This window comes from Pseudomonas sp. BMS12, assembly GCF_001592875.1.
GTDB lineage: Bacteria > Pseudomonadota > Gammaproteobacteria > Pseudomonadales > Pseudomonadaceae > Aquipseudomonas.
Window position 1 is genome coordinate 51,297 of the sequence record NZ_LSOF01000014.1, and the last position, 25,346, is coordinate 76,642.

Genomic DNA, 25,346 nt, shown 5'->3' on the forward strand with positions numbered 1-25,346 from the left:
GGCAACCTCGACGGCTAGAATCGGTCACTTCATGGAGTGACCATGCGTGCGAGGAAGATGGAATGAATACACGTGGATTGCTCGATCAACTGCTCAAATCCGGCCAGGACCTGCTGCAGCAGAAGTCCGGCAACTCTTCGTCCGGCGGCCTGGGCGGCCTGCTCGGGGGGATGGCTGGTGGCGCGGCCGGTGGCGGCAAGGGCGGCGGCGATCTCTCTACCCTGCTCAAGGGCGCCGGCGGTGGTGCGCTGGCAGCCGGTGCTCTGGGCCTGCTGCTGGGCAACAAGAGTGCGCGCAAGGTGGGCAGCAAGGTCATCACCTACGGTGGCCTGGCCGCCCTCGGGGTGATCGCCTACAAGGCTTACGGCAACTGGCAGGCCCAGCAGCAGGGCGCCACCGGGCAGCGGCAGATCGAGCCGCAGACCGTCGACCGCCTGCCGGCACCGCAGGCCGAGGTGCACAGCCAGGCCATCCTCAAGGCGCTGGTGGCGGCGGCCAAGGCCGACGGTCATGTGGATGCCAGGGAGCGCCAGCTGATCGAGGAGCAGATCGGTGCGCTGGCCAATGATCCCGAGCTGCTGCGCTGGCTGGATGCCGAGCTGAACAAGCCGCTGGACCCGGCGGAAGTGGCGCGTGCCGCCAGTACTCCGGAAATGGCTGCCGAGATGTACATCGCCAGCGTGCTGATGGTCGATGAGGAACATTTCATGGAGCGCGCCTACCTGGAAGAGCTGGCCCGTCAGCTCAAGCTGGAGCCCGCGCTCAAGGCCGAACTGGAAGCCCAGGTGCGCCAGGAACTGGGTTAAGTCGCGTAGGTGGTTTCGCTGGACGGTCGCTGCAGTTAGGCTCGAAAGGGCAGAACAACAAGAACCGTCCGAGCGAGACACGCCATGCCTTTACCTGCGGATTGCTACGACTACCTGATCGTCGGCGCCGGCCCTGCCGGTTGCCTGCTGGCCAACCGGCTGTCTGCCGACCCCGCCAACCGCGTGCTGTTGCTGGAGGCCGGCGGGCCGGACAACTACCCGTGGATCCATATCCCGGTCGGCTACCTGTACTGCATCGGCAACCCGCGCACCGACTGGTGCTTCGATACCGAGGCGGTGCCTGGCCTGCACGGTCGCAGCCTGAAGTATCCGCGTGGCCGTGTGCTCGGCGGCAGCTCGTCGATCAACGGCATGATCTACATGCGCGGCCAGGCCGCCGACTATGACGGCTGGGCCGCAGCCGGCAGCCCGGGCTGGGGCTGGCAGGACATGCTGCCGCTGTTTCGTCAGATGGAGAACCACTATGCCGGCGCCAGCGCTCTGCACGGTGCCGGCGGCGAGTGGAGGGTCGAGCAGCAACGCCTGTCCTGGTCGATTCTCGATGCCTTCCGCGAGGCGGCGGCGCAGAGCGGTATCCCCAGCGTCGACGACTTCAATGGTGGCGACAACGCCGGTTGCGGTTATTTCCAGGTCAACCAGCGGCGCGGCGTGCGCTGGAATGCCTCGAAGGCTTTCCTGCGGCCGATCATGGCGCGCCCTAACCTGACCGTGCTCACCGGTGTCGAGGCGCAGCGCCTGATCCTGCAGGGCGGCCGCGCCAGTGGCCTGCTGGTGGACTGGCAGGGCGCGCGCCGCGAGCTGCACGCCCGCCGCGAGGTGATCCTGTGCGCCGGCTCAATCGGCTCGCCGACCCTGTTGCAGCGTTCCGGCATCGGTCCGCGCGAGCTGCTCGAACGTCTGGGCATCGGCGTGCACCACGCTCTGCCGGGGGGCGGCGGCAATCTGCAGGATCATCTGCAGTTGCGCCTTATCTACCGTATCAGCGGGGCGCCGACCCTGAATCGCATCGCTGGCAGCCTGTGGGGCAAGCTGGGCATGGGCGTCGAGTACCTGCTGCGGCGCAGCGGTCCGCTGTCGATGGCGCCGAGTCAGCTGGGCGCCTTTGCCAAGTCCGACCCCGGCCAGGCCAGGGCCAACCTGCAGTACCACGTGCAGCCGCTGTCGCTGGAGCGTTTCGGCGAGCCGCTGCATGCTTTTCCGGCCTTCACCGCGTCGGTCTGCGACCTGCGCCCGCATAGCCGGGGCAGCGTGACCATTCGTTCCGCGGAGGCGCGCGACAAGCCGCTGATCCAGCCCAATTACCTGAGCGACCCGCGCGATCTCAAGGTGGCCGCCGACGCCATTCGCCTGACCCGGCGCATCGTTGCGGCACCGGCGCTGGCGCGTTTTCGCCCGGAGGAATACAAGCCGGGGGCGGACTACCAGAGCGAGGAGGATCTGCAGCGGGCGGCCGGCGAGATCGGCACCACCATCTTCCACCCCGCGGGTACCTGCGCCATGGGCGAGGGGGCCCAGGCGGTGGTGGACAGCCGTTTGCGCGTGCACGGCGTGCCCGGCTTGCGCATTGCCGATGCCTCGATCATGCCGACGCTGACTTCCGGCAACAGCTGCTCGCCGGTGCTGGTGATCGCGGAGAAGGCCGCGCAGATGATTCTCGCCGACGCCGCAGCACGTCACTCCAGCGTCGTTGCGGCGGCGCCTGGCGTGGTGTCGGCAGGGACGGCGTGAATTAGGACGTCAAGGCGTCAGGCAGCTCCGGGCGCTGGAATTCCACACGGTTCTTGCCGGCGTGCTTGGCGCGGTACAGGGCCTGGTCGGCCAGCTCCAGCGCCTGGCCCAGCTCGGCGTGATCCAGCGGCCAGAAGGCGCCGCCGATGCTGCAGCCGACTCGCGCCTGCTGTTCGCCCAGCTCGACCGGCTCGGCCAGTGCCTGCAGAGCGCGCTCGCCGATCTGTCTGGCCTGCGGCAGGGCATCGCTGGCCGATACGCGCAGGATCATGAGGAACTCGTCGCCGCCCAGGCGCGCCACCAGGTCGCCGTCGCGCAGGCAGGCGCGCAGACGCTTGGCGACTTCCTGTAGCAGCAGGTCGCCGGCGGCGTGGCCGAACCGGTCGTTGACCGGCTTGAAACCGTCCAGATCGAGATAGAGCAGGGCCAGGCAGCTATGGCTGGCGCTGGCGTCCTGTTGCATGCGCGGCAGGTATTTCTCCAGCGCGGCGCGATTCGGCAGACCGGTCAGCGGGTCGCTGTGGGCGCGGTCCTCCATGATGCCCAGGGCGGTCTGCTGGTGCGTCAGGCTCTCCACCAGATGGCGGATCGATTGGCTCAGCACGGCAATCTCGCTGGGGCTGTGCAGGTCGGGGATCACCGTGATCTCGCCGACACTGAGACGATCCGCTGCTTCGGCGATCTGCCGCAGCGGGCGGGTGAAATAGCCGGTCAGCAACCAGCCGATGGCGGCGAACAGCAGCGCCAGTGCGCTACCCCAGAGCAGGATGTTACGGGTCAGCTCGCGCGCCGGGGCGTAGGCCTCGTCCAGGGGCTGACGGGCGACCACTGTCCAGCCCAGGCCGGCATAGCCCTGGTGGCCCTGGCTGGCGGCGAACCCGGTGAGGTAGTCCTGGCCGTCCGGCCACTGCTGCACCGCCCAGTGATTGCTGTCGCTGTTCGGTTGATTAAGGGCCGGCAGGTCGAGGATCTGACCGATCAGCGCCTTGGGGCCGAGCAGCACCGTGTGGTCCTGGCTGAGGACCAGAAATTCGACATTGCGCCGCTGCTGCATGGGCTCCAGCAGGGACTGGCGCACTTCTTCGGCCCAGCCCCAGGACAGGTGCGAAGCCAGTACGCCACTCAGCTCGCCGTCCAGGCCATAGGTGGCCAGGCTGATATCGACGAACTTCATCGCCTCGCCGCTGGGATTGGGTAGCAGCTTGGCCAGCAGCACCGCTTCATGTACGTCGCCGACGAACAGGCCCTTGCGTCCTTCCAGGTAGACCGGGCGCTGAGCCAGGCTGGCGCCTTCGAGAATGCCGTTGCTGGAGGCCAGAACCGTGCCTTGCGGATCGGTGTAACCGATCCAGGCGATGCTGGGGATTTGCTGCTGCAGGCGGTCGAGCAGGCGGCGGATCTCGCCAGGGTCGGTCGGCTCGCGCAGCGCACGCAGGCTGCCGAGTACCTGCAGGTAGTCGGCGCGGCTGGCCATGTCGCGATCCAGGCGATCGATCATCTGGAACGAGGTCTCGGCCAGGTCGCGGCCGATCTCGTCGCGGATGCGCTGGCTGGAGTCGTGGCCGATCAGGCCGCCGAGCAGCCAGCTCAGCGCCGCGACCAGCAGGGCGATGAGCAGGGCGAAACGGCTGCGGAGGCTGGCGGGGGTGCGCATGTGGCGGCGACTCCGAATGCTTGACGGGAGGCGAGGGTAACCCACCCTTGAGCATAGTTCAGGGTATGGCTCGAACATTCCACACAAAGCCCACGCAATCTGCAAACTCCCCACATCTTGCGCGCCGAGCATGCCTCCATCGAATGCAGATGGAGGTGCGTATGTGGTCGACAATCTGTGGCAAGGGCATCCGCCTGGCGCTCGGCCTGGTAATGCTGGTGGGCTTGGTCGAGGCCAGGGCGGAGCAGGAACACAGCCTGAGCCCTTACTTCGTCGTCGAAGGCGCCGATCCGCAGGTGGATGGCCTACCCCTGGAGTCCACTCGGGTGGAGGTGCGCATTCTCGGCATGATGGCCGATGTGCGAGTGGTGCAGCGCTACCGCAATCTGGGCAGCCGAGCGCTGGAGGCACGCTACGTGTTCCCTGCCTCGACCCGCGCGGCGGTCTATGCCATGCAGGTGCGCCTGGGCGAGCGCTTGCTGCAGGCGCAGATTCGCGAGAAGCAGAAGGCGCGGCGGGAGTACCAGCAGGCCAAGGGCGAGGGTAAGACCACGGCGCTGCTGGAGCAGCAACGCGACAACGTATTCCAGATGAATGTCGCCAACATCATGCCCGGCGACCAGGTCGACGTGGAGCTGCGCTACACCGAGCTGTTGCTGCCCAATGACGGGCTCTACCGCTTCGTCTACCCGACCGTGGTCGGGCCGCGCTACAACGGCCAGGCCGGCACGCCCAGCCACAAGGCCTCGGCCTGGATCGCCACGCCTTACCTGCGCGAGGGCGCGGCGCCGGGCAGCGACTTCGAACTCAGCGTCGAGCTGCTGGCACCAACCCGCCTGAGCGACGTTGCTTCGCCCACTCACCCGCTGCGGCGCGAGGTGCTCGACGACAAACGCATGCGCCTGAGCCTGGGCGACGACGGGCGCCCCGCGAACAACCGTGACTTCGTGCTGGATTACCGCCTGGCCGGCGACGGTTTCGAGAGCGGAGTGCTGCTCAGCGAGGGCGAACAGGAGAACTTCTTCCTCGCTCTGGTGGCGCCGCCCAAGCGTGCGCCGAGCAGCCTGATCGTGCCGCGCGAGTACATCTTCGTGGTGGATATTTCCGGCTCCATGCACGGTTTCCCCCTGGATACTGCCAAACAGCTGCTGCGCAAACTGATTGGAGGTCTGCGCCCGGCCGACAGCTTCAATGTGATGCTTTTCGCCGGCAGCAGCAGCCTGCTGGCGGAACGCTCGCAGCCGGCCAGCGCGGCCAATATCGAAACGGCCCTGGCCATGCTCGACACGCAGATGGGCTCCGGTGGCACCGAGCTGCTGCCGGCCCTGCGCCGGGCACTGGCGCTGCCGGTGGACGCCGAACGCTCGCGCAGCTTCGTGGTGGTGACCGATGGCTTTGTCACGGTGGAACGCGATGCCTTCAAGCTGGTGCGCGAGAATCTGGACAAGGCCAACCTGTTCGCCTTCGGTATCGGCAGTTCGGTCAATCGCCAGCTGATCGAGGGGCTGGCCCGGGCCGGCCAGGGCGAGCCCTTCGTTGCGCTGGACGAGGCCTCCGCGGAGGAGGAGGCCGAGCGTCTGCGCAAGATGATCGAGGCGCCGCTGCTGGCCAGTCCGCGTCTGCGTTTCGAGGGGCTGGACGTCTATGACCTGACCCCGGAAAAATTGCCGGACCTGTTCGCCGAGCGTCCCCTGGCGGTGTTTGGCAAATGGCGCGGTAGGCCACACGGGCGCCTGCTGGTGGACGGCCATGGCAGCACCGGCGCCTACCATGCCGAGGTGCTGGTCGAGGCGAGCGCGGTTGCGCGTGGCAGCCAGGCACTGAGCCATCTGTGGGCGCGCCAGCGGGTGGCCAGCCTGGTCGATCAGGAAACTCTGGAAGGCGATACGCAATACAGTCAGGCGATCCTCGACCTGGGGCTGAAGTACGGCCTGCTGACCCCCTATACCTCCTTTATTGCCGTGGACCAGCAGGTACGCAATCCCAGTCCGGGTGAGTCGGCCAGCGTCCAGCAGCCGCTGCCCCTGCCGCAGGGCGTCAGCCACCAGGCCATCGGTAGCCCGGTGCCGAGCACGCCGGAGCCGCCGCTGTGGAGCATGCTGTTGCTGGGCCTGCTCGGCATGGCCTGGCTGGCGCGGCGTTCCGCCCATGCGCGCTGAGCGCCTGCCGAGCTGCATCTGGCTGCTGTTGCCGTTGCTGGCGTTGTGGCCGCTGTGGCTGTGGAGTGCGCAGCGCCTGAGCGATGGTTCCGACGACCCCTTCGGCATCATCGCGCTGGCCATGTTGCTGCTGGTCCTGTGGCGCGAGCGCTCCGGGCTGCGCGCTACGCCGCGTCTCGGCTGGCTGCTGGCCTGCGGGCTGCTCGGTGCCCTGGCCGGCTTCAGCCAGGGACTGTGGCCAACCCTGCCGCGCGCTGCTCTCGGCGTGTTGGCGGTGCTGGCGGCGGCCATGGCCCTGCGCGAGCCGCGCCAGCCCTGCCTGGCCTGGTTCGGCCTGGGCCTGCTGGCATTGCCGCTGTTGTCGTCGCTGCAGTTCTACCTGGGCTATCCGCTGCGCCTGGTGACTGCCGAGGCCAGCGTCTGGCTGCTGCGTGGCCTGGGCCTGCTGGTGCTGCGCCAGGGCACGGCGCTGGAGGTGAATGGCCAGCTGGTGATGGTCGACGCGCCCTGTTCCGGGGTGCAGATGGCCTGGATCGCCTATTTCGTCGCCTTCGCCACGGCCGCCTGGATGCGCCTGGAGGACCGCCTCCTGCTGCGGCGCATCCCGCTGCTCGGCGTGCTGGTGCTGGCGGGCAACATTCTGCGCAATGGCCTGCTGGTGCTGCTGGAAACCGGTCGCCTGGGCGGGCCGGCCTGGTTGCATGAAGTGATCGGCCTGGCGGTGTTTGCCCTGGTCTGCCTGCTGGTGTTGCGACTGGTGGCGGGCCCTGGGGTAGGCGCGCAGCGCCCCGTACCGCGGCAGGCGTATCGGGCGCAGGTGCTGGCAACGCCGTTTCAGGTCGGGCTGCTGGCGCTGTTCGTCGTGCTTGCCGCTTGGCCGCTGCTGCCACGGGCGCAGCCGGCGCCGGTCGCGCCCGTGTTGGCGCTGGAGTGGCCGCAGCATTTCGCCGGTCGGCAGCTGCGACCGCTGGCACTGTCGGCGGTGGAGCAGCGTTTCGCCGCGCAGTTTCCCGGTGCCATAGGCCGTTTCAGCGATGGCCAACGGGTGCTCAGCCTGCGCCATGTGCGGCGTCCGACACGCCTGCTGCATCCGGCAGCGGATTGTTTTCGCGGGTTGGGCTACCGAATCCAGGCGATTGCCCTGGAACGACGCGAGGAGGGCGCGGGCCTGCAGCGCTGCTTTGTCGCCACCAGCGGAGATGAGCGCTTGCGAGTCTGCGAATTTATCGAGGACTCCGGGGGGCGCAGCTTCAGCGACCATTCGGCCTGGTACTGGAGCGCCCTGGCGGGCGATTCCTCGGGCCCCTGGCTGGCGGTGACCACGGTGCAGGCGTTGCCTTGATAGACTGCCCGGCGATCTCGGGAGATGTCATGAAACTACGCACAACACTGTGTGCCCTGCTGTTGGCCGTGCCGGCGGTCCAGGCCGATGAGCTGCTGCTAAACCAGCGTGCCCTGCTGCTGGATGACGCGCGCCTGCCGCGCGAGGCGGCGCTGGATCGCCTGCAGCAGGTGCGTTTCGCCTTTCGCGAGGCGGCGGCCGAGGACGGCGAGTGGCCGCTCTGGGCGCGGGCCTACGGCCAGCACGGTAGCTGGGACGGTGGTATGGAGCGCGATGGCGAAGGCCTGCTGCTGGGGCTGGATCGCGCGCTGGGCGGGCAGTGGGTCGCTGGCGCGCTGCTGGGCACATCGCGCAGTCGGCTGGATCAGGGCGCGGCGCACAGTCATGACGACAGCCAGTATCTGGGCGTCTACGCAGCCACGCGGGTGTACTACCAGCTCGGCTTCAAGCTGGGTTTCATTCATGGCTGGCATGACCTGGAGCATGGCTCCGCGCGCAGCCAGCAAGTGTTCGGCGAAAGCAGCTTCGCCCTGGATTTCCGCGATTTCACCCTGGAGCCCTTTGCCGGCCTGGCGCTGCAGCGTCTGGATGCCGGCAGCACGCGCGGCGCCGGCCTGCGCCTGCCAGGCGCGGATGAGGAGGCTGGCTACCTGAGCCTGGGCTGGCGCCTGACCGCGCCCTGGTACCTGGGCGCGCGCAAGTGGGTTGGCCACGCCAGCCTGGCCCTGCGCCAGGACCTGGGCAGCGACAGCCTGAACAGTCGGGCCTGGAGCGAGCAGGGTGAGCCACTCAGCCTGAGCAGTCGCGAGTTCGAGCGCAGCACCCTGCGCCTGGACCTGAGCCTGGATCACGAACTGAGCCGCCAGCTCTACCTGGGCCTCACCTACGCCGGCCAGTACGCTGACGATGCGCGCGACAATGCTCTGGCCGCGCGCCTGAGCCTGAAGTTCTAGCCGGGGCCGCCGGTCAGACCTCACCGCGCCGATGCTGCAGCGGGCTGCAAGCCTGGGTTGCGCTGAGGTATACTCGCCGGCTTTTCTGAAACTCTGGCGCGCCGTTCGCCGCCCGGCCTGGGCAGATGCCCTCTGGCTGGCTGCACGCGACAGCTTTGCGCCCACCTTGCCCGAGAGTGCTGCCCACCATGGAAATCAATCCGATCCTCAACAGCATCAAGGACCTGTCCGAGCGGACCCAGACCATTCGGGGGTATCTTTGACTACGATCACAAGCATGATCGTCTGGTCGAAGTAAACCGCGAACTCGAAGACGCCAGCGTCTGGAACAACCCCGAATACGCCCAGAACCTGGGGCGCGAGCGCGCCATGCTGGCGCAGATCGTCGAAACCATCGATGACCTCACCGGCAGCCTGGCCGATTCCCGCGACCTGCTGGACATGGCCGTCGAAGAAAATGACGAAGGCGCGGTGAACGACATCGTCAGCGAAATCGAGCGCCTGCGCGGCATCCTCGAGAAGCTGGAATTCCGCCGCATGTTCAGCGGCGAAATGGACATGAACAACGCCTACCTCGACATCCAGGCCGGTTCCGGCGGCACCGAGGCGCAGGACTGGGCCAACATCCTGCTGCGCATGTACCTGCGCTGGGCCGACAAGCGTGGCTTCGATGCCACCATCATCGAGCTGTCCGAAGGCGAAGTCGCCGGGATCAAGGGCGCCACCGTGCACATCAAGGGCGAATACGCCTTCGGCTGGCTGCGTACCGAGATCGGCGTGCATCGCCTGGTGCGCAAGAGCCCGTTCGACTCCGGCGCCCGTCGCCACACCTCGTTCTCGGCGGTGTTCGTATCGCCCGAGATCGACGACAAGGTCGAGATCGAGATCAACCCGTCCGACCTGCGCATCGACACCTACCGCTCCTCCGGTGCCGGTGGTCAGCACGTCAACACCACCGACTCGGCGGTGCGTATCACCCACGTGCCGACCAATACCGTGGTGGCTTGCCAGAACGAACGTTCCCAGCACGCCAACAAGGACACCGCCATGAAGATGCTGCGGGCCAAGTTGTACGAGCTGGAGATGATGAAGCGCAACGCCGCCTCGCAGGCCCTGGAAGACTCCAAGTCGGACATCGGCTGGGGCCACCAGATTCGCTCCTACGTGCTCGATGACTCGCGTATCAAGGATCTGCGTACCGGCGTCGAGCGTAGCGACTGCCAGAAAGTCCTCGATGGCGACCTCGACCAGTACCTCGAAGCCAGCCTGAAACAGGGCCTGTAAGACCTTTCAGTTCCTCTCCCGTACGGGGGAGGTGACGAACCCGTGACGGAAACCGACGACCATGAGCGACCAACAACTCGACCAACACGAACTGCAGCAGGAAGAGAACAAGCTGATTGCCCAGCGCAAGGAAAAGCTTGCTGCCATCCGTGAGCAGGGCAACGCCTTCCCCAACGACTTCCGCCGCGACAACTACTGCGCCGACCTGCAGAAACAGTACGCCGAGAAGACCAAGGAAGAGCTGGAAGCCGCTGCCATTCCGGTCAAGGTTGCCGGGCGCATCATGCTCAACCGTGGCGCCTTCATGGTGATTCAGGACATGACCGGGCGCATCCAGGTCTACGTCAACCGCAAGACCCTGTCCGAAGAAACCCTGGCCGCGGTGAAGACCTGGGACATGGGTGACATCATCTCCGCCGAAGGCACCCTGGCCCGTTCCGGCAAGGGCGACCTGTACGTGGAAATGACCGACGTGCGCCTGCTGACCAAGTCGCTGCGCCCGCTGCCGGACAAGCACCACGGCCTGAGCGACACCGAGCAGCGCTACCGTCAGCGCTACGTCGACCTGATCGTCAACGAAGACGTGCGCCAGACCTTCCGCGTACGTTCCCAGGTGATCGCGCACATCCGCAGCTTCCTGATGAAGCGCGACTTCCTCGAAGTCGAAACGCCGATGCTGCAGACCATTCCCGGCGGTGCCGCGGCCAAGCCGTTCGAAACCCACCACAATGCCCTGGACATGCAGATGTTCCTGCGTATTGCTCCGGAGCTGTACCTCAAGCGCCTGGTGGTCGGTGGTTTCGAGAAGGTCTTCGAGATCAACCGCAACTTCCGTAACGAAGGTGTTTCGACCCGGCACAATCCCGAGTTCACCATGCTCGAGTTCTACCAGGCCTACGCCGACTACGAAGACAACATGGACCTGACCGAGGAGCTGTTCCGCGAGCTGGCCATGGCCGTCCTGGGTAGCACCGACGTGCCTTACGGCGACAAGGTATTCCACTTCGGCGAGCCGTTCGTGCGCCTGTCGGTGTTCGACTCGATCCTCAAGTACAACCCGGAGATCAGCGCCGCCGACCTCAACGACATCGACCGCGCCCGCGAGATCGCCAAGAAGGCTGGCGCCAAGGTGCTCGGCTTCGAAGGCCTGGGCAAGCTGCAGGTGATGATTTTCGAGGAGCTGGTCGAGCACAAGCTGGAGCAGCCGCACTTCATCACCCGCTACCCGTTCGAAGTCTCGCCACTGGCCCGTCGCAGCGACGATGATCCGAGCGTCACCGACCGCTTCGAGCTGTTCATCGGCGGCCGCGAAATCGCCAACGCCTATTCCGAGCTCAACGACGCCGAAGACCAGGCCGCGCGCTTCATGCAGCAGGTGGCCGACAAGGACGCCGGCGACGACGAGGCCATGCACTACGACGCCGACTTCGTCCGCGCCCTGGAGTACGGCATGCCGCCGACCGCCGGTGAGGGCATCGGTATCGACCGTCTGGTGATGCTGCTGACCAACTCGCCGTCGATCCGCGATGTGATCCTGTTCCCGCACATGCGCCCGCAGGCTTGATTGCGCGCGGGTCACAAGGCAACGTTGCGGCAGAAGTGGCACATGGCCATTTGTCTGCCTGAAAGTCAGGGGGCTGCCGTCGAGGCAGGCCCCTGTTTTCTATCAACCGCTTGTGCGAGGAATACCCTTGGTGAAAGTCAGTGCTGCCCTGGAGTCGCCGGCTCAGCTCGCCGGTGAATTAGCCGCCACTGTGCAGTATCGCGGCCGCAAGGCCAGCCGCGAGGGCAGTGAACAGCGTCGCCTGGGCATTCTCGAAGCGGCTCTGCGCATCATCGTGCGCGAGGGCCCGCGCGGCATACGCCACCGGGCGGTGGCTGCCGAGGCGGGGGTGCCGCTGTCGGCGACCACTTACTACTTCAAGGATATCGGCGACCTGATCGCCGACAGCTTTGCGCTGTTCGTGCAGCGCAGCGCGGCCAACCTGGCGACGCTGTGGGCCGGGGTCGATGAGGACTTCCAGCGCATTGCCGCCGCCGTCGAACTCAACCCTGCCGCGCGCCACGAGATGGCGGCCCACGTCATCGACCTGGCCGTGGTCCATGTGCAAAGCAAGGCACGCGGGCGCGACGATGAGCTGTTGGTGGAACTGGCCTTTCGCCAGGAAGCACTGACCAACCCGGAGTTGCGTGCGTTGGCGCTGGCCCATCAGCGCCTGCGCTTCCATTTTGCCGAACGGGCGTTGCGTGTAATGGGTTCCGCAGCGCCGGTCGAGGATGCCCAGGTGTTGACTACGCTTATTTTGCGGATGGAATATCATGCCATCGTCGATGGGGTGGAAGACTTTGACCTAGAGGCCCAGCGCGCCGTTCTGCAGCGCTTCCTGGACCTGGTCATCGGGCGTTGAGCCCCGGCCCCGCTTCGGCGGGGCTTTGCGTTTATGGCCCCGAACGAATTCTCACAAGGAGTGCGGAATGAAAGCCTGGCGTGTGGCGCTAGTCGCCCTGAGTTGCCTGCTGTTGAACGGTTGTCTGGTGACCTTCAAGGACCCTATTCCGGCCAACGAGGCTGCGCCCATACCGCTGCTCGGCGACTGGGAGCGTCAGGACGAGTGGGGCGACCAGCAGTTCCTGAGCATCGCTCGCGCCGGCTCCAATCTCTACCGTGCCAAGGTCTGGAGTGAGGTCGACGCGGAAGTCGAACCCGCCGATGAATATGGTTTCACGGTCGCCCACCACGGTCGCCGCTGGTACGTTTCGGCCGGCCTGCCCAAGCGCCTGGGGGCCAACTTCGCCATCGCCGGCTTCGAGCTGACCGTGAAGAACGAACTGGTGATCTATAACCTGGACGTCGAGCGCATCCTGCAGGAAATGGAGAGTGGCGTACTCCAGGGCCAGCCGGTGGAGACCCCGGATGGCGAGGCCGTGCTGGTTACCAGTCCGCTGGACAAGGTGTTCGCCTATCTGGATGACCAGGCCAATGCGGATGTCTTCGTCGAAGTGGCGCGCTACCAGCGCAGCGCCGAATAAGGGCCGCGCATGAGTCGTCAGGAGGATTACCACGACATCATCCGCGCGCTGTCCGGGCGCCTGGTCGAGGCGCAGACGCCGATTCGCGTGCTCGATGCGGTGAAGTGGGACGATGGCGTGCGCCAGGCCTTTATCGCCGGCAAGGGCAAGGTCCTGCCGCCTGTGGATCGGGCTTACTACGAGAACCGCCCGCTGGCCTTCGATCCGACCGAGAAGAAGCTGGAATTCCAGAACATCGAGCGCGACATCACTCGCCAGCTCGGCCAGTTCAACCCGGCCGGGCAGATCATGCGGCGCATGTGCAAGGAATACCGCATGGTGATCCGCATGCTCGAGGCGCGCGGCACCGCCGACTTCGGCCTGATCTCCCAGGAACTGTACGGCGCCGCCTCGGATGCCTTCCATGCCGGCGACCCGACTCTGGCCGACCTTGGCGTGATGCTCTCCGAGTACCTGAACAACATCGCTGAACGCGGCGACCTCGAGGCCGAGCCCAAGACGCTCACCGCCAAGGATGCCGTGGATATCCTCCAGCAACGCCTGGCGCGGGTGTTTGGTGACGATACCGTGCGTGTCTTCGAGTCCGACGGCATAGTCGCCGATGCCGCCGCCGGTGCCGACTACATCAAGATCCGCGCCGATGCCCTGTTCAACGAGCGGGACGTGCGCGCGCTGGAGGTGCATGAGGGGCTGGTGCATGTCGGCACGACCCTCAACGGTCTCAATCAGCCGATCTGCACCTTCCTGTCCAAGGGCCCGCCCTCGTCGACCGTGACCCAGGAAGGCCTGGCCATCCTCATGGAGGTGATCGCCTTCGCCTCCTACCCGACCCGCCTGCGCAAGCTGACCAACCGTACCCGCGCCATCCACATGGCCGAGGAGGGCGCCGACTTCATCGAGGTCTGCCAGTTCTATCGCGACCAGGGCTTCAGCCTGGAATACAGCTACAGCAACGCCAGCCGCGCCTTCCGCGGCTCGTCGCCGACGGGGCTGCCGTTCACCAAGGACCTGTCCTATCTGAAGGGCTTCATCCTGATCTACAACTACATCCAGCTGGCCGTGCGCAAAGGCAAGCTGGAGCAGATTCCGCTGCTGTTCTGCGGCAAGACCACCCTGGAAGACATGCGCACACTGCGTCAGCTGGTGGACGAGGGACTGGTGGTGCCGCCCAAGTACCTGCCGCCGCAGTTCAGCGACCTCAACGCGCTGTCGGCCTGGATGTGTTTCTCCAACTTCCTCAATCACCTCAGCCTCGATCGTATCGAGGCGGATTACGCGAACATCCTCTAGGAGTCGGCTCTGCTCGCGAAGGGGTTCAAGCGGGCTCGTTCGCGAGCAGAGCTCGCGCCTGCTTCGTCTTGTGCAATGTCAGGAGTCCTCATGCCCAGCCACAAACTCGACTACGAAATCCTCGGCGCCTCGGCGCAAACCGTGGAGATCATTCTCGATCCGGGCGAGACGGTGATTGCCGAGGCCGGCGCGATGAATTACATGACCGAGGGCATCCGCTTCGAAACCCGTATGGGCGACGGCTCTGCCAGCGGCGTTCTGGGCAAGCTGTGGGGCGCCGGCAAGCGCCTGCTCACCGGCGAGTCGCTGTTCATGACCCACTTCTCCAACGCTGGCAAAGGCCTGCAGCGGGTTGGCTTCGCCGCGCCCTATCCGGGCACGGTGGTACCCATCGACCTCGGCCAGATCGGCGGTCGGTTGGTCTGCCAGAAGGACGCCTTCCTCTGCGCCGCCTACGGTACCGAGATCGGCATCAGCTTCAACAAGCGCATCGGCGCCGGCTTCTTCGGCGGCGAGGGTTTCATCCTGCAGAAGCTCGAAGGCGACGGCCTGGCCTTCGTGCATGCCGGTGGCACGGTGATCCGCAAGGAGCTGAACGACGAGACGCTGCGCCTGGACACCGGTTGCCTGGTGGCCTTCACCAGCGGCATCGACTACGACATCGGTCTGGCCGGCGGGCTGAAAAGCATGTTGTTTGGCGGTGAAGGTATTCTCCTGGCCACGCTCAAGGGCACTGGCACGGTGTGGATCCAGAGCCTGCCGTTCTCGCGCCTGGCCGAGCGCATCTACGAGGCGACGTACAAGGCGCGCGAGGAAGTGCGCGCCGGGGGCGAGTGATGCGCGCCGTGCTGCTGGTGCTGCTGTTGAGCCTGCAGGGCTGCAGCACCTGGCTGTTCTACCCGGTCAAAGGCCTGCCGATCACCCCAGAGCGGGCCGGTCTGGCCTACCGCGACGTCTGGTTGCAGGCCGCCGATGGTACCCGTCTGCATGCCTGGTGGTTGCCGGCAAAGGCGGGTGTTGAGGTGCGTGGCACCGTGTTGCACCTGCACGGCAACGGCGGCAACCTGGCCTGGCACCTGGGCGGTGCCGCCTGGCTGCCGGAGCAGGGCTACCAGGTGCTGATGCTGGACTATCGCGGTTATGGCCTGTCGCAGGGCGAACCGCTGCTGCCGGACATTTACCAGGACATCGATGCCGCCTTCGCCTGGCTGGCCACGGCACCGGAAACCCAGGGCAGGCCGCTGGTGCTGCTCGGCCAGAGCCTGGGCGGCGCGCTGGCGGTGCATTACCTGGCCGAGCATGGCGACAATCGTGCCAGGCTGCAGGCCCTGGTGCTCGACGGCGTTCCGGCCAGCTATCGCGAGGTCGCCCGCTATGCGCTGAGCAATGCCTGGCTGACCTGGCCGCTGCAGGTGCCGCTGTCCTGGCTGGTGCCGGACGCGGATAGCGCCATCCACGCCATGCCGCAACTGCAGGGCCTGCCCATGCTGATCTATCACAGCCTGGATGATGATGTGGTGCCCCTTGCCAATGGCGTGCGCCTGTATCAGGCTGCGCCCCCACCAAGGGTGTTCCAGCCGACCCGTGGCGGCCATGTGCAGACATTCGCCGATGCCACCTGGCGCGAGGTGATGCTGCGTTACCTGGAAGACCCGCGTGGCTTTGTTGGCCTGCGCCGGTTGGCCGAAGTTCCCGATCCCCAGTCTCCCCAGTAAGTGAAGATTCCCATGAGTGAAGAACGTAACGTCATCCCCATGATCCTGACCGGCATTGCCAGCATCGTTGGCACCGTGGCGGTGCTCTGGTACTACGGCTACGTGCATTTCGCCAAGGAAGAGGATGCCCTGCTGCTCGCTGACTTCACCATGCTCAAGACCGTTCCCGGCGAGGACTACAAGGTCTCGCTGAAGCCGGCCGACCAGGTGGCGCATTGCATCGATGGCGTACTGGTGCTGTTCGATACCCAGCAGAAGGGCCTGACCGGCGTGCTGGTGGACAGCAAGAAGCAGGCGGTGCGCTGCATGGGGCAGGACACTCCGCAGGCGCCGCAGCAGTAAGCCACGAGCGCCGAGGGAGAGAACGATGCAGATCGAGGTCTTCCACGGCGACATCACCCAACTGGCGGTGGATGCCATCGTCAACGCCGCCAACAGCTCCCTGCTCGGCGGCGGCGGGGTGGATGGCGCCATTCATCGCGCCGCCGGCCCTGAGCTGCTGGCCGTCTGTCGCGACCTGGGCGGCTGTCCCACCGGCGAGGCGCGTATTACGCCAGGCTTTCGTCTGCCGGCGCGTCAGGTGATCCACACGGTCGGGCCGGTCTGGCACGGTGGTGGTCAGGGCGAAGCCGCGTTACTGGCCGCCTGCTACCGCAACAGCCTGGCCCTGGCCGAGGCGCATGCGCTGGCCGAGATCGCTTTCCCGGCTATCAGTTGCGGCGTCTACGGTTACCCACTGGAAGCTGCAGCGGCCATCGCAGTCGACTGCCTGCGCCAACCGCGGCCTGCCGGCAGCAGCCTGCGCCGGGCGTTGCTGGTGGCCTTCTCGGCAGATATGGTCGCCTGCTACCGGCGCCTGCTCGCCACCTGAGGCATGCTGCGGCTCAGTGCTTGGCGCTGTCCTGCTGGGCGACCAGTTCCTGCAGGTAGCGCCGAGACAGGGCGAGAAAGCGTGGCGTGGGGCCGATGTCCTCGTACAGCGGGTCGCCCTGTTCATCGGTGGCCACCACCTTGCTGCCCTTGACGTAAGGCAGGCTGGCTTCCAGTTCCTCCAGGGCCGCGCCGATCAGCTCGCCGAGCAGTTCTTCGGTACCGCGCTTGGGGTACATCTCGGCCAGTGCCGCCAGGCGCGCGGCGGCTTCCAGGTCCAGGTGGATGTGAAATTGGCTGCGGGTCAGGCGACCCTTGGCGTTCTGCTCCCAATGGCGGGCGAGTTCCCTGATCTTCATAGTCACCTCGGTTGCCCATTCGTGGTGGGCGGTTATCCGGTCGGGTACGGCTGCATCCCGATCCGCAGGGCTTGTAACCCCGCTGTTAACAGCCTAGCTCGGCATGGCGCTGGCAAGCTGGCTTTGTCGCTTGCTTGAAAGAACAGGGCGCGCTGTGCAAGCTGGGGCTCTATCTCAAGTGGGAGAGGACGGTCATGGCGGAAATCGATGCGCGTCTGCGCGAAGAGGTTCACCTGCTCGGCGAGCTGCTAGGCGACTGCATCCGCAGCCAGCGTGGTGCGGCCTTTCTCGACAAGATCGAGCTGATCCGCCAGGGCGCCAAGGCCGGCCGTCAGGGCTCCTCGGCCGGTGAGCAACAACTGCGCGAGACACTCGCCAGCCTGGGCGATGACGAGCTGCTGCCAGTGGCGCGGGCCTTCAATCAGTTTCTCAACCTGGCCAATATCGCCGAGCAGTACCACCGCATTCGTCGGCGCCGCCCGGAGGAGGCGCAACCCTTCGACGACCGGGTGCTGAGCGAGTTGCTACAGCGCCTGGTCGCCGCCGGGCACAAGCCGGAGCAACTGGCCCGGCAGATCGCCCGCCTGGATATCGAGCTGGTGCTCACCGCGCATCCCACCGAGGTGGCACGCCGCACTCTGATCCAGAAGTACGATGCCATCGCCGCGCGTCTGGCCGAGCTGGACCACGGCGACCTGCTGCCGGCCGAGCGCGCCGAGGTGCAACTCGGGTTGCGCCGACTGATCGCCGAGGCCTGGCATACCGAGGAGATCCGCCGTAGCCGGCCCACGCCGGTGGATGAGGCCAAGTGGGGCTTTGCCGTGATCGAGCACTCGCTATGGCAGGCCGTACCGGACTTTTTGCGCAAGGCCGACCAGGCCCTGCAGGACGCCAGCGGTCTGCGCCTGCCGCTGGAAGCGGCGCCGGTGCGTTTCGCCTCCTGGATGGGCGGTGACCGCGACGGCAACCCCAATGTCACCGCCAGCGTCACCCGCGAAGTGTTGCTGCTGGCGCGCTGGATGGCCGCCGACCTGTATCTGCGCGATGTCGACCGGCTGGCCGCCGAGCTGTCCATGCAGCAGGCCAGCGACGAGCTGCGCCTGGCCGTGGGCGTGCATCCCGAGCCCTATCGTGCGGTGCTGAAACAGTTGCGCGAGCGCCTGCGGGCCACTCGTGCCTGGGCCGAGGCGGCGCTGCACGGCGCCGTGCCGGCCGCTGACGAGGTGCTGCACGACAACCGTGAACTGCTCGCCCCGCTGGAGCTCTGCTATCACTCGCTGCACGCCTGCGGCATGGGCGTGATCGCCGAAGGGGCGCTGCTCGACTGCCTGCGTCGCGCGGCCTGCTTCGGCCTGTTCCTGGTACGCCTGGACATTCGCCAGGATGCCGCCCGGCATGCCGCGGCCCTGGGCGAGATCACCGATTTCCTCGGCCTGGGCAACTACGTCGAGTGGGATGAAGAGCGGCGCATCGAGTTTCTTCTGCGCGAGCTGGACAATCGCCGCCCGCTGCTGCCGGCGCAGCATCGCCCTTCGGCGGAAACGGCGGAAGTGCTGGCGACCTGTCGGGTAGCTGCCGAAGCACCGGCTGCCTCGCTCGGCACCTATGTGATCTCCATGGCCGGTGCGCCTTCCGATGTGCTGGCGGTGCAACTGTTGCTCAAGGAGGCCGGGTTGCAACGCCCGATGCGGGTTGCGCCGCTGTTCGAGACCCTGGCCGACCTGGATAACGCCGGCCCGGCTATCGACCGCCTGCTCGGCCTGCACGGCTATCGGGCGCGCCTGCACGGGCCGCAGGAGGTGATGATCGGCTACTCCGACTCGGCCAAGGATGCCGGTACCACGGCCGCCGCCTGGGCCCAGTACCGGGCCCAGGAGAACCTGGTCGAGGTGTGCCGCCAGCATCAGGTCGAGCTGCTGTTGTTCCATGGCCGTGGCGGCACGGTCGGGCGCGGCGGTGGCCCGGCGCATGCGGCCATCCTCTCGCAGCCGCCGGGCTCGGTGGCGGGGCGCTTCCGCATCACCGAGCAGGGCGAGATGATTCGCTTCAAGTTCGGCCTGCCGCGCTTGGCCGAGCAGAACCTCAACCTCTATCTGGCCGCTGTGCTGGAGGCCACCCTGCAGCCGCCGCCTGCGCCGGAGCCGGCCTGGCGCGCGGCGATGGATCGCCTGGCCGAGGAGGGCGTGACGGCCTATCGCGAGGTGGTGCGCGAGCATCCGCAGTTCGTCGAGTACTTCCGCCAGGCCACGCCGGAACAGGAGCTTGGCCGCCTGCCGCTGGGCAGTCGGCCGGCCAAGCGCCGCGCCGGCGGTGTGGAAAGCCTGCGGGCGATTCCGTGGATATTCGCCTGGACCCAGACGCGCCTGATGCTGCCTGCCTGGCTGGGGTGGGAGCGCGCTCTGGACAACGCCCGGCAGCGCGGGGAAATGGCCCTGCTGGAGGAAATGCGCGAGGGCTGGCCGTTCTTCCGCACCCGTATCGACATGCTGGAAATGGTGCTGGCCAAGGCCGACCTGAGCATCGCCAGCCTGTATGACGAGCGCCTTGTCGATGCACAACTGCGACCATTGGGTGCAGGACTGCGCGACCTATTGTCGCAGTGCCGTGATCTGGTGCTGGCCCTGACCGGTCAGTCCGAGCTGCTCACCCATAGCCCGGAGACCCGTGAGGCGATCACCGTGCGCAACATCTATCTGGACCCGCTGCACCTGTTGCAGGCCGAGCTTCTGGCCCGTTCCAGACTGCGCCAGGATGAGGTGGACAGCCCCCTGGAGCAGGCCTTGCTGGTGAGTGTCGCCGGCATTGCGGCGGGCCTGCGCAACACCGGCTGAGGCCCTCGCCATCTCCGACTTTCGGTGGCTTGTGCCATGCCGGGGCGCTGTGTATCGTGATCACCCTTTTGGCTGCTCAGTGACGCCGAAACCCTGAATTCAACGAGATTGGCCCCACGAGGCGAGTCCGACGTCTTTCTGTCATTTTTTGAGGAGCACTTCGATGCGCGTGATTCTGCTGGGGGCGCCCGGTGCCGGCAAAGGTACTCAGGCTGGTTTCATCACCAAGAAGTTCGGTATTCCGCAGATCTCCACCGGCGACATGCTGCGCGCCGCCGTGAAGGCGGGCACCGAGCTTGGTCTGCAGGCCAAGAGTGTGATGGATGCCGGTGGTCTGGTCTCCGACGACCTGATCATCAACCTGGTCAAGGAGCGCATCGCTCAACCGGATTGTGCCAACGGTTTCCTGTTCGACGGCTTCCCGCGCACCATTCCCCAGGCCGAGGCCATGAAGGAAGCCGGCGTGACCATCGACAACGTGATCGAAATCGCCGTCGATGACGAGGAGATCGTCCAGCGCATCGCCGGTCGCCGCGTGCACGAGGCCAGCGGCCGCGTCTACCACGTGGTCTACAACCCGCCGAAAGTCGAGGGTAAGGACGACGAGACCGGTGAAGACTTGGTCCAGCGCAAGGACGACACCGAAGAAACCGTGCGTCATCGCCTGTCCGTCTACCACTCGCAGACCAAGCCGCTGGTGGACTTCTACCAGAAGCTGTCGGCCGCGGAAGGCACTCCGAAATACACCGCCATCGCCGGTGTCGGTTCGGTGGATGAGATCACTGCCAAGGTGTTCGCCGCCCTCAGCTGATCGGCTGATCGCGCAGTCCAACGGCCCGCCATTGCGGGCCGTTGGCGTTTATAATGCCCGCCTTTTTCTGCCTGCCGGATACACCGATGACCACACTGCTGGCCCTGGATACCGCCACCGAAGCCTGCTCCGTCGCCCTGTTGCATGACGGCGAGGTGCTCAGCCATTACGAGGTGGCCCCGCGCCTGCATGCCCAGCGTCTGCTGCCGATGATTCAGCAGCTGCTGGTCGAGGGCGGGGTGAATCTGCCCAGCGTCGACGCCATCGCCTTCGGTCGCGGGCCGGGCGCCTTCACTGGCGTACGCATCGCCATCGGCGTGGTGCAGGGCCTGGCGTTTGCCCTGGACAAGCCGGTGCTGCCGATTTCCAACCTTGCCGTACTGGCCCAGCGTGCCCTGCGCGAGCATGGCGCACAGCAGGTGGCTGCGGCCATCGATGCGCGTATGGATGAGGTCTACTGGGGTTGTTACCGGGCCGAGTTGGGCGAAATGCGCCTGCAGGGCGCCGAGGCCGTGCTGGCGCCAGAGCAGGCCCAGCTGCCACGCGGCAGTTCGGGTGGCTGGTTCGCCGCCGGCACCGGCTGGGGCACCTATGGCTCACGTATCGCGTTGGCCCCTGTGGCAAGCGACCCCGGCATGCTGCCGCATGCCCTGGACCTGCTGGCGCTGGCCGGTTTCGCCTGGCAGCGCGGTGAAGCGCTGCCGGCCGACCAGGCCCAGCCGGTCTATCTGCGTGACAATGTTGCGACGCCGAAACAATCGGTCTGAGGCCGCTCGCCTTTCGTCCGTAGTCTGGCGTCGGGAAATTGCCATTTGTATCCACCGCCGCTACATTGCCAGCACGTAATCCGAGCAGTAACCGATGCGTATCGACGGCTTCACTTCCTCCTATCCGCTGGACCGCAACCCTCGCCCGGGCAGTGCGGTCACGCCCCTGCGCGAGAGTCAGCGCGAGGTAGAGGAGCGCCGTGAACAACCCAGTTCCACCTCCGCCAGTCAGGGTTTCGAGCAGGTTGCCCAGCCTCGTCGTGTGCAGGCCGGTGCGGCTTCCAGCGAAAACCTGCCGGCGCGCAGTCAGGACGCATACACCCAGCCGCGCAACCTCAGCGCCCGCGCCAATCAGGCGCTAGCCGCCTACGGCAATACCGCCAGCTACACCAGCGATCTCGACGCCAGCGAAGTCCTCGGGCTCGACCTCTACGCCTGATGCTGCCGTATTTTCTTGGCTGCCCGTCCTGGAACGAGCCGGCCTGGCGCGGCTCCTTCTACCCGGACGATCTGCGCCCCGCCGCGAGCCTGAGTCACTACTCGGCCGTGTTCAACGCGGTCGAGGGCAATACCACCTTCTACGCCCGACCCAGCCCGCAGACCGTGACGCGCTGGGCCGCGCAGATGCCGGCGGGCTTTCGCTTCTGTGCCAAGCTGCCGCGCGATATCAGCCATGCCGGCGACCTGCGCGAACACTTCGCGGCGACTGCAGAGTTCCTCCAGCTGCTGGCGCCGCTGGGTGAGCGGGTTGCGCCGCTCTGGCTGCAGCTGCCGGCCAGCTTCGGTCCGGCGCGCCTGGGCGAGTTGTTGTGCTGGCTGGATGAGTTCGCTGCGCGTCCGGTCGCCGTAGAGCTACGCCATCCCGCCTTCTTTGCCCGTGGCGAGGAGGAGCGCCTGCTCAACCGCAGCCTGCAGGAGCGCGGGGTGGAACGTATCTGCCTGGATTCGCGAGCGCTGTTCAGCTGCACCTCCCGCGATGCGGCGGTACTGCATGCGCAGGCCAAGAAGCCGCGTCTGCCGGTGCGCCCGACTGCATTCAGCGCGAGTCCGCAGTTGCGTTTCATCGGTGGCCCGGATCTGCTGGCCAACCAGCCTTTCCTCGAGCCCTGGCTGGACAAGGTGGCCGGCTGGATAGAGCAGGGGCTGACACCTCATGTATTTCTGCATACACCGGACAATCATCTGGCCGCAGCGCAGGCGCTGCGCTTTCACGCTGCCTTGATGGAGCGTCTGCCTGGCCTGCCGGCGCTGGCGTTTGTCGAGCCCCGGGCCGAGGTCGAGCAGCTGGGATTGATCTAGGGGAGAAGGCCCTGTCCTCGATAAGCGCCGATGCGCCGAGGCGTGAGGAAGCGGCTTCAGCCGCTCCGGAGCGCAGTCAGGTGCTGCTAGCGCCGCGCCAGCAACAGGTCGGCGGCCTGGCCGCTGCGGCCGTCGGTGAACTCGAAGCGGCCCAGTTGCGCGATCTCGTCATAGGCCCCCAGGGCGATGCTGACATCCTGCGCCCGCAGCTCGATGGCGGCGACGCCGGCCTGACTCAGGCTCTGGCTCTGCTGACGGCCGTCGGCATCGAAACGCAGCAGGCGCAGGCGCTCGAACACGCTGTCCAGGGTATCGATGCGGCCATCGCCGTTATCGTCGTACTTGGCCAGTTCGGCGAAGCCATTGGCGGCGCCGTTCTGATCGCCGAACAGCTCACGGCCGTCGTCGATGCGGCCATTGCCGTTGCGGTCCAGTGCCAGCAGGGCATCGTCGCCGCTGGGCGCGCTGATGCTGTCGCGGCGCCCGTCGGCGTCGAGGTCGAAGCGCACGGCGTTTTGTAGCCCGCGGGTGGCGAACCCGTTGCCGGCCAGGTCGAGCACCAGCGGATCGGTCTTCTGCGGTTCGGGGTTGGCGGTCACGGTCAGTTCCAGCTCGCGTTGCTGCAGCACCTGCTGGAAGCTGGCGGCTTGGGTGGCGCTATCTACCGTCGTCGTGGTTTCGGACGAAGTGTTGTGAGCCTCCTCGATGGCCTGGGCGGCTTGCTCGGGATCGGGCTGTTCGCCCTTGGGCATCAGGGTGCGGCGCAGGATCTGGTAGTCGAGGGAATCGCGCAGGCCGGCGTCCAGGCGTTTGTCCAGATCGCTGGAGCGAGGGGAGGAGAGGGCGTCGAACATGCTGTGGCTCGCTGCGACCGGCGTGGGTCGCGTCTGGCAGAATAGGGCGATGACGGGTTATCGGCCCGATGCCGGACCTATTGAGCATTTTTTGAGCATATTTCCTGATGAACGACGAACGGCCTATAACCAGAATTCGAGTCGAAGCTCTGCAGCCTGGCTATGCCGACGCTGCGCGGCAATGGGCCGGGCGCCTGGGGCTGCCATTGAGCGGCGAAGCTGAATTTGCCCTGCAGCTGGATGAGGGTGGCCTACAGCTGGCCGAGCTCGGGCCGCAGGCGCCAGGGCCGGTGCGGGTGGATTTCGTCGAGGGCGCCGTGGCTCACCGGCGCCTGTATGGCGGCGGCAGCGGGCAGATGATCGCCAAGGCGGTCGGAGTTCAGCCGGGCGTGCGCCCGAGCGTGCTGGATGCCACGGCTGGCCTGGGGCGTGACGCCTTCGTCCTTGCCACCCTGGGCTGCGGCATGACCCTGATCGAGCGCCAGCCGATCATTGCCGCCCTGCTGGAGGATGGCCTGGGCCGTGCCGCACGCGATAGCGAAGTGGCGCCGATTGCTGCGCAGATGCGTTTGCTGACGGGCAACGCCATCGACTTGATGCAGGGCTGGCAAGGCGAGCCGCCGCAGGTGATTTACCTCGACCCGATGTTCCCGCACCGCGACAAGAGCGCGCTGGTGAAGAAGGAGATGCGCCTGTTCCGCCCGTTGGTTGGTGACGATATGGATGCCCCTGCGTTGCTGCAGGCCGCACTGGCCCTGGCCAGCCACCGTGTGGTGGTCAAGCGCCCGCGCAAGGCGCCGATCATCGAGGGGGCCAAGCCCAGCTATGCACTGGAGGGCAAGTCCAGCCGCTACGACATCTATCCGAAGAAGGCGCTCAAGGCCTGAGGTTTTAAACCGGTTCTCAGGGCCGGTAGGCGCGCACGAACAATTGCACCACTTCCTGCACATGCTCGTCGGCAGTCTGGTTGCTGGGCGGCTCGCTGCAGCCGATCAGGCGGCGGAAGTGACAACCGCCCTTGATCAGGCTGAAGAAGTGCTCGGCGGCGCTCTGTGGATGCTCGACGCGCAGCTGGCCGAGTCGGTCGGCCTGTTCCAGCAGGTGCACCATAGCCTGCAGCATGCGCTTCGGCCCGGCGTCGTAGAACAGTTGCGACAGCCGTGTGCCCTGGGCACCCTGGCTCATCACCAGGCGCATCATGGCCACCGACTCCTCGCTGTTGATCAGCGCATTGAAGCCGCGACCGATGGCCAGCAGCGTCGTGTCGATGGCGGCGTCCGCCTTCAGCTCGAAGTACAGCGGCGGCAGCTGCTCCTCGCATTTGGACTCCACCGCGCAGGCGAACAACGTCTCCTTGTCGGTGAAGTGGCTGTACACCGTGAGTTTGGAGACTCCGGCCTCGGCGGAGATGGCGTCCATGCTGCTGCCGTCATAACCGTTCTGCATGAACAGGCGCTTGGCTGCCTCGAGGATGGCCAGGCGTTTGGCAGGATCTTTGGGCCGTCCGGGGCCGCTGGTGGGCTGTAACAGTTTGTCGGACATTCGCGTTTTTAATACTGGACTGGCGAGTTTG

General features: G+C 66.3%; 24 protein-coding genes. 20 read left to right on the forward strand and 4 right to left on the reverse strand.

Translation table 11 applies throughout. From position 1 onward, the window contains the following. Positions 1 to 62 precede the first annotated feature (62 nt). Positions 63 to 806: a tellurite resistance TerB family protein gene (locus AYB31_RS13965; protein ID WP_068829304.1), complete on the forward strand. Its 744-nt coding sequence runs from the start codon at positions 63 to 65 to the stop codon at positions 804 to 806. A gap of 84 nt (positions 807 to 890) precedes the next feature. After that, a complete protein-coding gene (locus tag AYB31_RS13970; protein WP_068829305.1) occupies positions 891 to 2,555 on the forward strand; it encodes a GMC family oxidoreductase in 1,665 nt (554 codons plus the stop codon). Between the two features lies 1 nt (position 2,556). Here AYB31_RS13970 and AYB31_RS13975 read toward each other — a convergent pair whose 3' ends face one another. Further along, positions 2,557 to 4,209, reverse strand: a complete 1,653-nt coding sequence (locus AYB31_RS13975) for a diguanylate cyclase domain-containing protein (protein WP_068829306.1) — start codon at positions 4,207 to 4,209, stop codon at positions 2,557 to 2,559. A gap of 161 nt (positions 4,210 to 4,370) precedes the next feature. Here AYB31_RS13975 and AYB31_RS13980 point away from each other — a divergent pair, with 161 nt between their 5' ends. The 12 genes from AYB31_RS13980 (at position 4,371) to AYB31_RS14040 (ending at position 16,853) form a co-directional block, all read left to right on the forward strand. After that, on the forward strand, positions 4,371 to 6,368 hold the full coding sequence (locus AYB31_RS13980; RefSeq protein WP_068829307.1) for a VIT and vWA domain-containing protein: 1,998 nt from the start codon (positions 4,371 to 4,373) through the stop codon (positions 6,366 to 6,368). Then, on the forward strand, positions 6,358 to 7,710 hold the full coding sequence (gene xrtQ, locus AYB31_RS21890) for an exosortase Q (protein WP_068829308.1): 1,353 nt from the start codon (positions 6,358 to 6,360) through the stop codon (positions 7,708 to 7,710). Before AYB31_RS13980 ends, xrtQ begins: the two co-directional genes overlap by 11 nt. A gap of 29 nt (positions 7,711 to 7,739) precedes the next feature. Then, a complete protein-coding gene (locus AYB31_RS13990; RefSeq protein WP_068829309.1) occupies positions 7,740 to 8,663 on the forward strand; it encodes an autotransporter outer membrane beta-barrel domain-containing protein in 924 nt (307 codons plus the stop codon). Between the two features lie 188 nt (positions 8,664 to 8,851). Continuing rightward, positions 8,852 to 9,947 (forward strand): peptide chain release factor 2 gene (gene prfB, locus AYB31_RS14000; protein WP_153020719.1). Its coding sequence is split into 2 segments (ribosomal slippage): positions 8,852 to 8,923 and positions 8,925 to 9,947, totalling 1,095 coding nucleotides; the frame shifts between segments, so codons are not numbered across the junction. Between the two features lie 61 nt (positions 9,948 to 10,008). After that, positions 10,009 to 11,511, forward strand: coding sequence for a lysine--tRNA ligase (gene lysS / locus AYB31_RS14005; protein WP_068829311.1), 1,503 nt, complete (start codon positions 10,009 to 10,011; stop codon positions 11,509 to 11,511). A gap of 130 nt (positions 11,512 to 11,641) precedes the next feature. Continuing rightward, positions 11,642 to 12,355, forward strand: coding sequence for a TetR/AcrR family transcriptional regulator (locus AYB31_RS14010; RefSeq protein WP_068829476.1), 714 nt, complete (start codon positions 11,642 to 11,644; stop codon positions 12,353 to 12,355). Positions 12,356 to 12,422: 67 nt separating this feature from the next. After that, on the forward strand, positions 12,423 to 12,977 hold the full coding sequence (locus AYB31_RS14015) for a hypothetical protein (protein WP_068829312.1): 555 nt from the start codon (positions 12,423 to 12,425) through the stop codon (positions 12,975 to 12,977). Between the two features lie 9 nt (positions 12,978 to 12,986). Further along, positions 12,987 to 14,267, forward strand: coding sequence for a flavohemoglobin expression-modulating QEGLA motif protein (locus tag AYB31_RS14020; protein ID WP_068829313.1), 1,281 nt, complete (start codon positions 12,987 to 12,989; stop codon positions 14,265 to 14,267). A 90-nt stretch (positions 14,268 to 14,357) separates the two neighbouring features. Beyond that, positions 14,358 to 15,104, forward strand: a complete 747-nt coding sequence (locus AYB31_RS14025) for a TIGR00266 family protein (protein WP_068829314.1) — start codon at positions 14,358 to 14,360, stop codon at positions 15,102 to 15,104. Continuing rightward, entirely contained in the window at positions 15,104 to 15,982 is an 879-nt protein-coding gene (locus AYB31_RS14030) for an alpha/beta hydrolase (protein ID WP_068829315.1), read from the forward strand. Before AYB31_RS14025 ends, AYB31_RS14030 begins: the two co-directional genes overlap by 1 nt. A gap of 12 nt (positions 15,983 to 15,994) precedes the next feature. Continuing rightward, positions 15,995 to 16,324, forward strand: coding sequence for a hypothetical protein (locus tag AYB31_RS14035; protein ID WP_068829316.1), 330 nt, complete (start codon positions 15,995 to 15,997; stop codon positions 16,322 to 16,324). Positions 16,325 to 16,349: 25 nt separating this feature from the next. Then, the gene (locus AYB31_RS14040) at positions 16,350 to 16,853 is read left to right on the forward strand and encodes an O-acetyl-ADP-ribose deacetylase (protein WP_068829317.1); all 504 of its coding nucleotides are present in this window, start codon (positions 16,350 to 16,352) and stop codon (positions 16,851 to 16,853) included. Between the two features lie 13 nt (positions 16,854 to 16,866). Here AYB31_RS14040 and AYB31_RS14045 read toward each other — a convergent pair whose 3' ends face one another. Beyond that, on the reverse strand, positions 16,867 to 17,211 hold the full coding sequence (locus AYB31_RS14045; protein ID WP_068829318.1) for a pilin assembly protein: 345 nt from the start codon (positions 17,209 to 17,211) through the stop codon (positions 16,867 to 16,869). 194 nt (positions 17,212 to 17,405) lie between these two features. Here AYB31_RS14045 and ppc point away from each other — a divergent pair, with 194 nt between their 5' ends. The 5 genes from ppc (at position 17,406) to AYB31_RS14070 (ending at position 22,919) form a co-directional block, all read left to right on the forward strand. After that, complete coding sequence (ppc, locus tag AYB31_RS14050; RefSeq protein ID WP_068829319.1) at positions 17,406 to 20,042, forward strand: phosphoenolpyruvate carboxylase; 2,637 nt, start codon at positions 17,406 to 17,408, stop codon at positions 20,040 to 20,042. 163 nt (positions 20,043 to 20,205) lie between these two features. Beyond that, the gene (adk, locus tag AYB31_RS14055) at positions 20,206 to 20,853 is read left to right on the forward strand and encodes an adenylate kinase (protein ID WP_068829320.1); all 648 of its coding nucleotides are present in this window, start codon (positions 20,206 to 20,208) and stop codon (positions 20,851 to 20,853) included. An 86-nt stretch (positions 20,854 to 20,939) separates the two neighbouring features. Continuing rightward, positions 20,940 to 21,620, forward strand: a complete 681-nt coding sequence (gene tsaB, locus AYB31_RS14060) for a tRNA (adenosine(37)-N6)-threonylcarbamoyltransferase complex dimerization subunit type 1 TsaB (protein ID WP_068829321.1) — start codon at positions 20,940 to 20,942, stop codon at positions 21,618 to 21,620. A gap of 94 nt (positions 21,621 to 21,714) precedes the next feature. Then, on the forward strand, positions 21,715 to 22,059 hold the full coding sequence (locus AYB31_RS14065) for a hypothetical protein (protein WP_068829322.1): 345 nt from the start codon (positions 21,715 to 21,717) through the stop codon (positions 22,057 to 22,059). After that, complete coding sequence (locus tag AYB31_RS14070) at positions 22,059 to 22,919, forward strand: DUF72 domain-containing protein (protein ID WP_068829323.1); 861 nt, start codon at positions 22,059 to 22,061, stop codon at positions 22,917 to 22,919. Before AYB31_RS14065 ends, AYB31_RS14070 begins: the two co-directional genes overlap by 1 nt. Before the next feature lie 86 nt (positions 22,920 to 23,005). Here AYB31_RS14070 and AYB31_RS14075 read toward each other — a convergent pair whose 3' ends face one another. Further along, positions 23,006 to 23,773 (reverse strand): hypothetical protein, encoded by a 768-nt coding sequence (locus AYB31_RS14075; protein ID WP_153020720.1) that lies wholly within the window; start codon positions 23,771 to 23,773, stop codon positions 23,006 to 23,008. Between the two features lie 107 nt (positions 23,774 to 23,880). Between AYB31_RS14075 and AYB31_RS14080 the strand changes: the two genes are divergently transcribed. Beyond that, positions 23,881 to 24,660: a class I SAM-dependent methyltransferase gene (locus AYB31_RS14080; protein ID WP_068829324.1), complete on the forward strand. Its 780-nt coding sequence runs from the start codon at positions 23,881 to 23,883 to the stop codon at positions 24,658 to 24,660. A gap of 16 nt (positions 24,661 to 24,676) precedes the next feature. Here AYB31_RS14080 and AYB31_RS14085 read toward each other — a convergent pair whose 3' ends face one another. After that, a complete protein-coding gene (locus AYB31_RS14085) occupies positions 24,677 to 25,315 on the reverse strand; it encodes a TetR/AcrR family transcriptional regulator (RefSeq protein WP_068829325.1) in 639 nt (212 codons plus the stop codon). Positions 25,316 to 25,346: the final 31 nt, after the last annotated feature.